Source organism: Pantoea rodasii, assembly GCF_002095465.1.
GTDB lineage: Bacteria > Pseudomonadota > Gammaproteobacteria > Enterobacterales > Enterobacteriaceae > Pantoea > Pantoea rodasii.
In genome coordinates this window covers 24404-36413 of sequence record NZ_MLFP01000024.1, presented here as the reverse complement: position 1 = coordinate 36413, position 12010 = coordinate 24404, and the positions used below count along the sequence as shown (strand labels likewise).

At 55.2% G+C, this 12010-nt stretch carries 10 protein-coding genes and 2 pseudogenes; 1 reads left to right on the top strand and 11 read right to left on the bottom strand.

Annotated features, from left to right (window positions below):
• Nucleotides 1-133: 133 nt before the first annotated feature.
• The 6 genes and pseudogenes from HA45_RS21170 to HA45_RS21145 all read right to left on the bottom strand — a co-directional run bounded on the left by HA45_RS21170 (nucleotide 134) and on the right by HA45_RS21145 (nucleotide 6007).
• The gene (locus tag HA45_RS21170; protein WP_100699853.1) at nucleotides 134-931 is read right to left on the bottom strand and encodes a glucose 1-dehydrogenase; all 798 of its coding nucleotides are present in this window, start codon (nucleotides 929-931) and stop codon (nucleotides 134-136) included.
• 11 nt (nucleotides 932-942) lie between these two features.
• Nucleotides 943-2009: pseudogene (locus HA45_RS21165) on the bottom strand (ABC transporter permease).
• 19 nt (nucleotides 2010-2028) lie between these two features.
• Complete coding sequence (locus HA45_RS21160) at nucleotides 2029-3549, bottom strand: sugar ABC transporter ATP-binding protein (protein ID WP_100699851.1); 1521 nt, start codon at nucleotides 3547-3549, stop codon at nucleotides 2029-2031.
• Between the two features lie 9 nt (nucleotides 3550-3558).
• Nucleotides 3559-4170 carry a DUF2291 family protein gene (locus HA45_RS21155; RefSeq protein ID WP_100699850.1) on the bottom strand — a complete coding sequence of 204 codons (612 nt, stop codon included), beginning with the start codon at nucleotides 4168-4170 and terminating at the stop codon, nucleotides 3559-3561.
• 44 nt (nucleotides 4171-4214) lie between these two features.
• Entirely contained in the window at nucleotides 4215-5150 is a 936-nt protein-coding gene (locus tag HA45_RS21150) for a D-ribose ABC transporter substrate-binding protein (protein ID WP_100699849.1), read from the bottom strand.
• A gap of 59 nt (nucleotides 5151-5209) precedes the next feature.
• Nucleotides 5210-6007 (bottom strand): GolD/DthD family dehydrogenase, encoded by a 798-nt coding sequence (locus HA45_RS21145; protein WP_100699848.1) that lies wholly within the window; start codon nucleotides 6005-6007, stop codon nucleotides 5210-5212.
• Nucleotides 6008-6382: 375 nt separating this feature from the next.
• Between HA45_RS21145 and HA45_RS21140 the strand changes: the two genes are divergently transcribed.
• A complete protein-coding gene (locus HA45_RS21140; protein WP_100699847.1) occupies nucleotides 6383-7204 on the top strand; it encodes a DeoR/GlpR family DNA-binding transcription regulator in 822 nt (273 codons plus the stop codon).
• A 23-nt stretch (nucleotides 7205-7227) separates the two neighbouring features.
• Here HA45_RS21140 and cheZ read toward each other — a convergent pair whose 3' ends face one another.
• From cheZ to HA45_RS28740, 5 genes and pseudogenes are all read right to left on the bottom strand, one after another.
• Complete coding sequence (gene cheZ, locus HA45_RS21135) at nucleotides 7228-7869, bottom strand: protein phosphatase CheZ (protein ID WP_100699846.1); 642 nt, start codon at nucleotides 7867-7869, stop codon at nucleotides 7228-7230.
• A 9-nt stretch (nucleotides 7870-7878) separates the two neighbouring features.
• Nucleotides 7879-8253: a chemotaxis response regulator CheY gene (gene cheY, locus HA45_RS21130; RefSeq protein ID WP_128599042.1), complete on the bottom strand. Its 375-nt coding sequence runs from the start codon at nucleotides 8251-8253 to the stop codon at nucleotides 7879-7881.
• Nucleotides 8254-8305: 52 nt separating this feature from the next.
• A complete protein-coding gene (locus HA45_RS21125; protein ID WP_100699845.1) occupies nucleotides 8306-9355 on the bottom strand; it encodes a protein-glutamate methylesterase/protein-glutamine glutaminase in 1050 nt (349 codons plus the stop codon).
• Nucleotides 9352-10227, bottom strand: coding sequence for a protein-glutamate O-methyltransferase CheR (gene cheR, locus HA45_RS21120; protein ID WP_100699844.1), 876 nt, complete (start codon nucleotides 10225-10227; stop codon nucleotides 9352-9354). Before cheR ends, HA45_RS21125 begins: the two co-directional genes overlap by 4 nt.
• Nucleotides 10228-10317: 90 nt before the next feature.
• Nucleotides 10318-11989 (bottom strand): annotated as a pseudogene (locus HA45_RS28740) (methyl-accepting chemotaxis protein).
• Nucleotides 11990-12010: the final 21 nt, after the last annotated feature.

Below are 12010 nucleotides of genomic sequence, written 5' to 3'. Positions count from 1 at the left end.
GGGCATTCCCGCTCAAAAGAAAAAAGCCGCCACTTTAACAGCGACAGCTTTTGCAAATATGGCTTTATCTGATGAGCATTATCCCGCAAAGCGCCCTGCGTACAGCCCCGCAAGGCGCTCACGGCGGCTGCGCTTACGAGAATATCAACCCACCATCCACATTAATGGTTTGACCGGTAATGTAGCGCGCATCATCCGAGGCGAGGAACGCCACCAGTCCGGCGACGTCTTGCGGTTGTCCAGCGCGTTTCAGCGGGATATTTTCTACCCATTCGGCCATCAACTCGCCTTTGCCGTACTGTTTTTTATCGCTGCTAAGGATTTCGCCCCAAACGCGGTCGTTGTAATCCCACATCTCACTTTCGATGATGCCCGGACAGAAGGCATTCACGGTGATGTGCCATGGCGCCAGTTCCAGCGCCAGGCTCTGAGTAATGCCAATGACACCCATTTTACTGGCGGCATAGTGTGGCGTGTAGATAAAGCCCTGACGCCCCTGCCCGGATGAGGTGTTAATCAGGCTGCCGCTGCCCTGCTTCACCATGTATTTCGCCGCCTCGCGACAGCACAGCCACACGGCCGTGGTATTGACCGCCAGAATTTTTTCAAAGTCGCTCTTTGGCATCGAATCAAAGCGATCAATGGTGATCACCCCGGCATTTTGGATCGACACATCGATGGTGCCGAAGCGCTCCGCCGCCTGCTGGTAGAGCTGCTGTACCGCCGTCTCATCGGTCACATCCACCTGTAGCGCCAGAATCTCGCTGCCGTACTGTTCTTCCAGCGCTCGCGCCGTGGTGAATACCCGGTCCGAGTTGGACACCATTACCAGCCGCGCACCGTCGCGGGCAAACCGTGCAGCAATGCCTGCGCCAATTCCCCGGCATGCACCGGTTATCACCACTGTTTTACCCTTAAAATCGCGTGTCATATTGCCTCCTGTTATCCATGTGTTGCTTCAGGCAGGGCGGCCGATTGCTGCTTTTTTCATGTCTGCGCAGCAGCACCACCTTACTTTGTAATTTTTGCTGGAACTGGTCGATCACCACGGCGGTGACAATCACCAAACCCTTGATCACCATCTGCCAGAAATCGCTGACGCCCATCATCACCATGCCATCGGCGAGGAACACGATGACAAAAGCACCGATGATGGAACCCGACACGCGCCCACGGCCGCCGGCCAACGCCGTCCCGCCCAATACCGTTGCACCGATGGCGTCCATCTCAAACATGTTGCCGGTCATCGGGTGTGCGGTTTGCAATTGAGAGGCGACAATCAATCCCACCAGCGCCGCGCACAAACCCGAGAAGGCATACACAAAGACTTTGACCTTGATGATGGGCACACCCGCCAGACGCGCCGCTGATTCATTACCGCCGGTGGCATAGATGTAACGTCCGAGCGGGGTTTTACGGGTCAAATACAGGCCCAGCAGCAGGAAACCCACCATCAGCCAAATCGGGATAAACACACCCAACACGCTACCCGAACCTAAAAATGCAAAACCGGTGTTACCCAGCGCGGGAACGCCCACCAGATTGGCGTAAGTACTGCCATCGTTGAACAGCAGCGCGGCGCCACGTGCCACGTACATCATGCCGAGGGTGCAGATAAAGGGCGCGACGCCCAGCCGGGTGACCACCGTACCGTTGATCAACCCCAGCGCGATGCCAAACAGCGCCACCACCACAATCACTTCGGGCACGTTAAAGAACAGCGTATTGCCACCCCACAGCGGTACGCCATTGGTCAGCAGTGCGCCGGCCACCATGCCGCATATGCCCGCCACCGCACCGACAGAGAGATCAATGCCGCCGGTCAGGATCACCAACGTCATACCAATCGCCAGTAGTCCGGTGATGGCAACGTGCTGTGTCATGATCAGCAGGTTGGAGGGGGTCAGGAAATTCGGCACCATGAAACTGAAAAAGCCGACCACAATCAGTAATGCAATAAAGGTGCGCGCTTTCAGCAAGTACATATACAGCAGGTATTTCTGATTCATTGATTTCTCTCCTGCGGGCTCAATCGTGCGGCGTTGAGGCGCTAATCAGCGCTTCACGCGTTGCTGCGCTGCGCGGTAAGTCGGCGGTGATGCGGCCATCAGCCATCACCAGAATGCGATCGGCCAGTGCCATCACCTCGTCCAGTTCCGAAGAGGAGAACATCACCGCCAGACCTTGCTGTGCGAGATTGCCAATCAGGTGATAGACGTCTGTTTTAGCCCCCACATCAATCCCACGCGTGGGTTCATCCAGCAGCACCACTTGTGGTCCGGTCATCAGCGCTTTCCCCAACACCACTTTCTGCTGGTTGCCGCCGCTTAATGAGGTGATCGGCAGTTCCGGGTCGCTGACTTTGATGGCGAGATGGCCAATCATTTCATCGACGCGACGCTGCTCTTTGTGCGGATTGAGCAAACGCAGTGCCCGGCGAAAACCGCGCAGGCTGAGATCGCTGAGCGTCATGTTGGCGGTGATCGACATCAACTGCACCACGCCTTCGGTCTGACGATCTTCCGGCACCAGCGCGATGCCTTTTTTCAGCCGCTGCTGGAAGTTGCGTTTATCCAGCACCTCACCGTTGAGGCTGACGCTGCCAGACTGGCAATGCATCATGCCAATCAGCCCTTTAAACAGTTCGGTGCGGCCCGCGCCCAGCAAGCCATAAATACCGATCACTTCGCCCTTGCGCAGCGAAAACGACACATCATTGAGCTTGTAGCCGCCATTCTGATGCAGGGCTGTCAGGCCATTGACGTTCAGCACCGTGTCGCCCTGCACGGCGGGGTGATAGTCGAAGTGTTTTTTCTTGTCGCCAACCATCTGCTCGATAATCCAGGGAACCGAGGCATCCCGCACTTCACGTTCGCTGATAAAGCGCCCGTCACGAAAAATGGTGATGTGATCGCCAATCTCCATCAGCTCTTCCAGCCGATGTGAGATATAGATGATGGTGACGCCACGGCGTTTCAGCTGGTCAATCACGTTGAACAGCACCTTCACCTCGGACTGGCTCAACGCGCTGGTCGGCTCATCCATGATCAGGACGCGCGTATCCTTCGACAGCGCACGAGCGATCTCCACTAACTGCTGATGGCCAATCCCCAACTCACCCAGCGCTGCATAAGGATCAACATCCAGCTCCAGCCGCTCCAGCAGGGATTTCGCCAGCGCATACTGATATTTTTCGTTAATGACACCGCGCTGAAAAAACTCGTTAGCGATAAAGATATTGTCCATCACGTTCATGTTAGGAAACAGGTTCAGCTCCTGAAAAATGATGCTGATGCCCTGTTTCTCTGCCTGATGAGTTGAATTCAGCGATACGACTTTGCCATCCAGTAAAATTTCACCCGATGAAGGCGTTTCAACCCCTGCCAGCATTTTCATCATGGTGGATTTGCCCGCACCGTTTTCGCCGATCAGCACGTTCACTTTATTGCGATAGACGCGGTAATTAACCTGATCGAGTGCGGTCACGCCGGGATAAATACGCGACACATTGCGGGTCTCGATGATCACGTTACTTTGAGGATTATTCATGCCCGCTCCTTACTGCCGCACGATGGCAGCAGGTGTGACATTCGGCACTTGCTCAGGCGTATCAAAGCTGCTGAACACCCCTGACAGCTGCACGTTATCGCCCACTTTGGGCTTGAAGGCGCTCGTCATATTGGCCGCCTGCTGATTGATAGCGCGGCTGTAGTCGCCAAACAGCACCTGATCGTTAAAATCTTGATAGCTCGCCCCTTTATAGGCATCGCGTAATACAGTGCCAGGGAATATCGGCCCGATTTGCACCGTTACGTTATCGCCGGAAACATCTTTCACCGTCATGCGGCCGTTACGTGAGGTGGTGTTAACTGCAGTCACCTCCCCGCTCACCTTCACGCTGAACACACAAGGATTTTCAGCCTGAGCACGGTAACCATAGGTTTGGCAGGCGCTGTCAAAATCTTTGGCGGATTTCAGGGCATTGAGCAGTTCCGCGACCGGTTTGGCATCATGCTGGATTTGGGGCACCAGCTGCTGTTGCCAGGTCTGCGCAATATTGGTCATTTTTGGATTCGGGGGATTTTTGAGGTCGGCCAGCTCCTGCTGCGACACAATGCGGCAACCGCTAAGAATCACGATGGGCAGCAGTAACCAGAGTCGTTTGTGCATCACATTCTCCTGGGCGCCTGCCACGCAGGCGCACCGATAATTGATTACGACTTGTAGTTAAAGTCCTGCACGCCTTTCGCATTATCTGGAGTGATCAGAATGCCGCGGAACATCACGCGCTGCTTCTCGGGTTTAACCCCTTTCTGAATGAAATTGTCGAGATCGGCCACGCCCTGCGCCGCAATGGCCTGCGCCTGCAGCATCACAGTGGCTTTCAGATCGCCCTTTTCCACCGCGTCACGTTCGTCGTTACTGCCATCGATGCCCACTACGGTGACATCGGTGCGGCCGGCGGCTTTCAGCGCGGCAATTGCGCCCAGCGCCACCGGACCATTGCCACAGATCACGCCTTTCACATCGGGATGCGCCTGCAGAATGCTGTCCATGATGCGTTTACCATCAATCAAGGTGCCTTTGGCATCCTGACGCGCCACACTTTTCATGTCTGGATACTGATCCAGCACCTGATGGAAGGATTTTGAGCGGGTCACGCAGTTGTTGTCGGCAAGGTTGCAGGTCAATTCGGCATAGCTGCCCTTCTCACCCATCTTCTCGACAAACACATTGGCCACATCAGAACCCGCCTGGAAATTGTTGTGGGTGATCTGCACCAGCGCCACGTCGTCCACCGGGATTTCACGGTTGATCAGCACCACCGGAATGCCCGCATCTTTGGCTTTTTTGATCGCCGCCACGCTGGCGGTTGAGTCGGCGTTATCCAGCACAATGCCCTGCACTTTTTTACCGATTGCAGCATCGATCAGCTCGCTCTGTTTTTTGACGTCCTCGCCATGCGATAGCACGCTGGTTTTGTAACCCAGCTGTTGTGCCTTGGTATTCGCACCTTTGGCTTCTGAGGCGTAATAAGGGTTATCCAGTGAGTTCACCAGAATCATGATGGTGCCTTTATCCGCAGCGACACTGGCTTGGGAGATCAGACAACTGGCAATGGCAGTGAACAACAGGGTACGGGTTTTCATAGGGATGTTCTCTCATTGTTGTTTTTGCAGGGTATGGCCGTTCTGGTGTTGGCGCGGCATTACCAGATGGTGAAGCCGCCATCGATCATTAAATCTGCGCCGGTGATCATGTCGCTGCCGTTACTGGCGAAGAACAGCACGGCAGCGGCGATTTCATCGGTATACGCAAAGCGTCCCAGCGGGATCAGCTTTTTCATCTGTTCGCCCTTCTCACCGCGCCAGGCTTTTTCGCCCATCGGCGTCAGCACCACGGTGGGCGATAAGGTGTTGACGTTGATGCGGTGAGGGGCAAACTCTTTGGCCATCACTTTGGTCATGCCGAGCAGGCCGGCTTTAGCGGAGGTATAAGCCACGTGGTTATCAATGGCGATGGACGCGGCTTGCGAAGCAATATTGATGATCTTGCCGCCGTTCCCGGCGCGCACCATGCGTTTGCCCGCCGCTTGCGAGCAGAGGAAAGGACCGGTGAGATTGACCGCGATCTGCTTCTGCCACTCGGCAAAGTCGGTTTCCAGTACCGGCTGTAACATCACATAACCCGCACAGTTCACCAGGATATCAATGTGGCCGTAGTGCTGTTCAACCTGCTCAAATGCCGCCTCCACCGAGGCAGCATCGGTGACGTCACAGCACACCAACAGCACGCTTTCGGCAGAGAACTGTTCCTGCACCGCCGCAACCCGATCGCTTTCGAATGGAGGATAGAGCAGCGCCAGGCGCGCCCCTTTCTCTAACAGCATGGCGTTACTGGCCATGGCAATACCGCCCAGACCGCCGGTCACCACCGCCACTTTGCCGGTTAAATCCAGATCGATATTCACGCCGTAGCGCAGGTTGACGTCGTATTCCCCACTCATCCTTTCTCTCCTGTGTGCATTCTGGCGGCTCTGGTTATCTCTGGCCGGATGGCTTAGCAGTAATATTGATTTTCGAACAAAAATATAAGCTATCGTTTCACAATGGTTTGTGGGTGAGATCAAATTTCATACAAATGACAGTAATAATTTTTATATCACTGTTTTAAATAGAGTTAACGAAATGACCATTTTCCAGACATAGACAAAGCAGCTAACGGAGCTGTGAGAATTCAATTGCATGGCTTTATCTTATTTTCATTCGAAAACCAATCTTTGTGCGGGCCGCCTCGCAAATCCCTATTACGCAGCGTAAAATCATCACGGGTTTTCTGATGACCAAAAACAGACCGCGATTGGAAAGAGGGAGCATTTCGATTGAAAAGCAAAACTGAGCAGCTGGCTGATATGCAGCAGCGTCGTGAGAAGATCCTGGAGATGATCCGCGAAGACGGCACCGTCACGGTGAAAGCGCTAACCGATACCTTCGGCCTGACTGAAGCCACCCTTCGTACCGATTTGCGCATGCTGCAAAAAGCCGGTCACGTGCAGCGTTATCACGGCGGTGCCACCCTGATCACCGGCAAACAGAACACCGGTGCACTGCTGCTGGAACGTCAGACCCATCTGGATGAGAAACAAGCCATTGGTCGGCTAGCCGCACAGTATGTGGAAAACGGCGACACGGTGATTTTCGATTCCGGCACCACCACGACCGCGATTGCTGAAGCGATTGGGCACATTCGCCGCTTATCGGTGATCACCACTGCGGTGAATATTGCGCTGAAACTTGGCGGAGAGCCGGGGATTAATATTCTGCTGACCGGAGGCACCTTTAAGTTTCCGACGCTCTCCACTTCGGGCGAGAAAGCCGCCTCCTTTTTTGAGAACGTGCTGGCTGAAAAGCTGTTTCTCGCCACCGCCTGCATTTCACCACGACTCGGCTTGAGCTTCCCCAGCGAGACCGATATCAAAGTGAAGCTGGCGATGATTAACTCCGCCAGTACCGTCTACGTGGTGGCGGACTCCAGTAAAATCGATAAGGTGTCGATGTTTGCGCTGCCCTGTGACTGGAGCAAAATCCATTATTTGATTACCGATCGTGGGATTACTCCGGCGCAGATTGCCGCGTTTGAGGCGTTGGGCGTGCAGGTATTAGTGGCAGGCATTGAAGAAGTGAAAAAACGCGCCGCACTGTAGCGGCGCGATTTGGGCGCAGAACGTTAAAAACCTAAGCTATCTAACAGATCATCCACCTGATCCTGGTTCGCGACCACGCCGGGTGCATTGGCATGGATCTGCGGACCGTTCAACAGGCTGCTGGCGTCTTTACGTGCGGCAGCGTTGGCTTCTGGCATATTCTCCAGCAGCACCATCAGCAACTGGCGTTCGATCTCCTGGATCACATCCATCATGCGCTTGATCACCTGACCGGTAAGGTCCTGGAAATCCTGTGCCATCATGATTTCGAGCAGCTGCTTATTGGTGTACGAAGTATGCGACGGCACATCGCTAAGAAATTCGCGCGTATCCGAAACCAACTCGCGTGCATCCGCCAGCTCAATCGGGTTTTCAAACCACTCATCCCACCGGCCTTTAAGCTGGTTGGCGCTGGCTTCCATTTTGTCCTGGTGTGGCTGCGCGGCTTCAACGCAGTTTAGTGCGCGTTCTGCCGCTTGCGCCGTCATCTGCACCACGTAATCCAAACGGTCACGCGCGTCCGGAATCGCTTCCGCCGCTTCGGCAATCGCCTGGTCTAACCCCAATTCGCGCAGGCTGTCACGCAACATGCGCGTCAGCGAGCCGATCCGGGTAATGATGTCGTGTGCCGAGGCTTCTTCGGTTGGTTTCGGAAGGTCGCTCATCACATCTCCTTACATACCCAGTTTTTCGAAAATTTTACCCAGTTTTTCTTCCAGCGTGGCAGCAGTGAACGGTTTCACTACGTAGCCGCTGGCACCGGCTTGCGCTGCTGCAATGATGTTTTCTTTCTTCGCTTCAGCCGTGACCATCAGTACCGGCAGTTTGCTCAATGCCGCATCGGCACGGATCGTTTGCAGCAGTTCCAGACCATCCATGTTCGGCATGTTCCAGTCGGAGACCACAAAGTCAAAACCACCCGCGCGCAGTTTGGTCAGTGCATCCACACCGTCTTCTGCTTCTTCAACGTTATTGAATCCCAGCTCTTTCAGCAGGTTACGAACGATACGACGCATCGTATTGAAGTCGTCCACCACCAAAAAGCGCATATTTTATCAGCATATCTACTCCTGTGTTGTCTCGTCCGGCAGGACGGGCTCGTTAAATTCGCAATGCCTGTCCGGCGCTAATTTTTGCCAGCATGTGCTGACTGATGTGTCCTAAATCGACTACTTCACTGGTGCCGCCCATTGCAATGGCTTCACGCGGCATACCAAATACCACACAGCTGGCTTCATCCTGCGCAATGGTCCAGGCACCGGCGCGATGCATTTCCAGCATCCCGGCCGCGCCGTCATTGCCCATCCCAGTGAGGATGACGCCCACTGCATTTCGTCCTGCATGGACCGCTACGGAGCGGAATAGCACGTCCACCGACGGCTTATGCCGATTGACCGGCGGTCCATCATTCAGCTTCACCACATAGTTCGCCCCGCTGCGACCCAGTTCCATATGCATGGCGCCGGGTGCGATATAAGCGTGGCCGGGCAAAATACGTTCGCCATCTTCGGCTTCTTTCACGGTGATCTGGCACAGCTTGTTGAGACGTTCAGCAAACGAGCGAGTAAAACCGGGCGGCATATGCTGGGTGATCAACAGCGCTGGGCTGGTGGCGGGCAGCGGTTGCAGCACGTGACGAATCGCCTCCGTTCCGCCCGTAGAGGAGCCAATCGCGATCAGTTTCTCACTACTCAGCAACGGACCCGCTTTCAGCATCACTGGCGCAGGCGTTGCCGGGCGCACATGCAGCTTGGCACGGGCAGCGGCACGAATTTTGTCGGCAATCATCTGGCTATACGCCAGCATGCCTTCGCGAATACCGAGCTGCGGTTTGGTCACGAAATCGACAGCGCCCAGTTCCAGTGCGCGCAACGTCACTTCCGAGCCTTTGCCGGTTAGCGATGACACCATCACCACCGGCATCGGGCGCAGGCGCATCAGCTTCTCAAGGAAGTCGAGGCCATCCATACGCGGCATTTCCACATCCAGCGTCAGCACCTGTGGGTTGTACTGCTTGATTAAATCCCGCGCCACCAACGGGTCAGGCGCGGTAGCGACCATCTCCATATCGGCGTGGCTGTTGATGATCTCCGTCATCAACTGTCGCATTAGCGCAGAGTCATCCACGCACATCACGGTGATTTTGCTCATCGTCTTTCCTTGGTCAATCCATAGACTGTCTGTCCACGCAGCCAAAACTCTTTACTGATCTGGCTGAAGTTCTCTGAATGTCCGGCAAACAAGATACCGCCAGGCTTCAGCAGGGGAACGAAACGGCGCAGAATTTTTTCCTGCGTCTCTTTATCGAAATAGATCATCACGTTACGACAGAAAATAGCGTCGAACGGACCCGGCAACGCCCAGTCGTTAGCCAGTAAATTCAGCTGCGAGTAGTTCACCATGCCGGCGAGATCCGATCGCACCCGCACCATGCCTTCGTGCGGCCCGGTGCCGCGCAGGAAAAAGCGCTGCAGCTGTGATTGCGATAAGGTGCGCAGCTCTTCCTGGCGATAAACTCCCGCCACCGCTTTCTCCAGCACTTGCGTATCGATATCACTGGCATGCACCTGGAACTTACCTGGTCCCGTGCCCAGCGTTTCCGCCAGCGTCATGGCGATCGAATACGGTTCTTCGCCGGTGGAGGCGGCGGTACTCCATACGCTGTAACTGCCACTGCGCTTACGCGCATGATCCGCGAGGATCGGAAAATGGTGCGCCTCGCGGAAGAATGAGGTCAGATTGGTGGTCAGCGCGTTGATAAACGCCTGCCACTCTGCACTGTTCTGGTCTTGCTCCAGCAACGCCAGATAACGACCAAAGTCATCGATATTCAGCGTGCGCAAACGGCGCACTAAGCGGTTGTAAACCATCTCCCGCTTGTGGTCTGCCAGCACAATCCCTGCGCGCTGATAGATCAGCTGGCTGATACGACGAAAATGAGTATCTGAGAGCGGCAGGCGCTGCACCATTTGCGAGAGCAGCGTTGTCGCTTCACTTTGATCCAATAACGTCGATTTCTTCATGTCTGGTCACCCGGCAACAAACTGATTAAATTGTGATACTGCGATTACTGCTGTGCTGCCAGTTGGGCCGCCTTGCGGCGGCCACCCGGATTAAAAGGTTTCCCAGTTATCGTCCGCACTACGTGCACCTGCGGGCTGCGCCAGCGCTTTTGCTGGACGCAACGTTTTTGACGCTGTAGATACGTTAACGGCCTGAGCGACAAATTCTTTACCAATATTGAACACCGCAACCGACTGTTTCAGTCGACTGGCCTGATCTTCCAGCGCGGCAGCTGCCGTTGCTGACTCTTCCACCAGCGCGGCGTTCTGCTGTGTCACCTGATCCATCTCGTTCACTGCCAGGCCAACCTGATCGATACCGCGGCTCTGTTCATCCGACGCCGAGGCAATCTCGCCCATGATGTCAGTCACGCGCGTCACGGCATTCACGATGTTGGTCATGGTTTCGCCTGCGCTTTCCACCAGCACCGAGCCGGTATTCACGCGACTCACCGAGTCCTCAATCAGCCCTTTGATCTCTTTCGCCGCCTGGGCGCTGCGCTGTGCCAGACTGCGCACTTCACCTGCGACCACCGCGAAACCACGGCCCTGTTCGCCAGCACGTGCGGCTTCAACCGCGGCGTTCAGCGCCAGGATATTGGTCTGGAAAGCGATGCCGTCAATCACGCTGATGATGTCAGCGATCTTCTTCGAGCTGCCGGTGATCTCTTTCATGGTGCTAACCACGCCATCGACCACTTTGCCGCCATGCTGCGCGGTTCGGAGGCAGTCAGCGCCAGCTGCGACGCCTGACGGGCGTTTCAGCATTCTGCTTCACGGTCGCGGTCAACTGCTCCATGCTGGCTGCGGTCTCTTCCAGAGATGCCGCCTGCTGTTCAGTCCGCGAAGAGAGATCGTTGTTACCCATGGCGATTTCGCTGGCACCGGTGTAAATGGCATCAGATCCATCACGTACGGTACGCACGGTGTTCGCCAGTTCCTGCTGCATGTGCTGCAGTGAGCTGAGTAACTCACCCATCTCATTTCGCACGTTGACATCCACCTGTTGGGTGAGGTCACCGCGCGCGATGTGACGAATGTGCTCGATGCTCTGCTTCAGTGGGCGGATTAACGCGTTACGCATGCCGAACCACACCAGCACAATCACCAGCAGGGTCACCAGCAAGGTGCCGATCACCAGCATGATGGAGTGCTGATAAGCGTTTTCATTGGCATCAATGCCCTGCTTCGCCAGCACGATGTTGTAACCCAGCCACGCGGAGTAATCCTTTTCGAACTTATCCTGCATTCCCTGCGTAGGCTGATCGACAAAGCCTTTGAAGTTCCCGTTACCCAGGAAGCCAATCAGCTCGGCGAGTCCGCCACGGAAGGCGTTGTAGTTGGCCTGCAGGACCTTAACGTTCTCTGCGCTTTTGCCTTTCTCCGACAAATTCGCGTTAAACTCGGCAAAGGCCTGGTCAGCGTTTTTCAATTCCTCACTGGCCAGCGCCACCAGATCTTTCACGGTAGCGCCTGAACCCGCCTGCTGACTGTCCAGCAGATAGCGAATCCCTGCACGGTTCAGCGTATTACGTGCCTGAACCAGCGATACCCAAGAGGTGCCCATCGCCCGTTGCAGCGTGCTAAGACGCTGGTTATAGGCAAAATTCTCTTTATCGGCTTTCACCGTAGTAAAAAACATCCCTCCGGAAAACATCTGCAGCAAGGCAAACAGTGCCAGCACACACAACAACCCGGAAACGACACGAACACGACTAAACATAAACACCTCATTGGTTGGCGG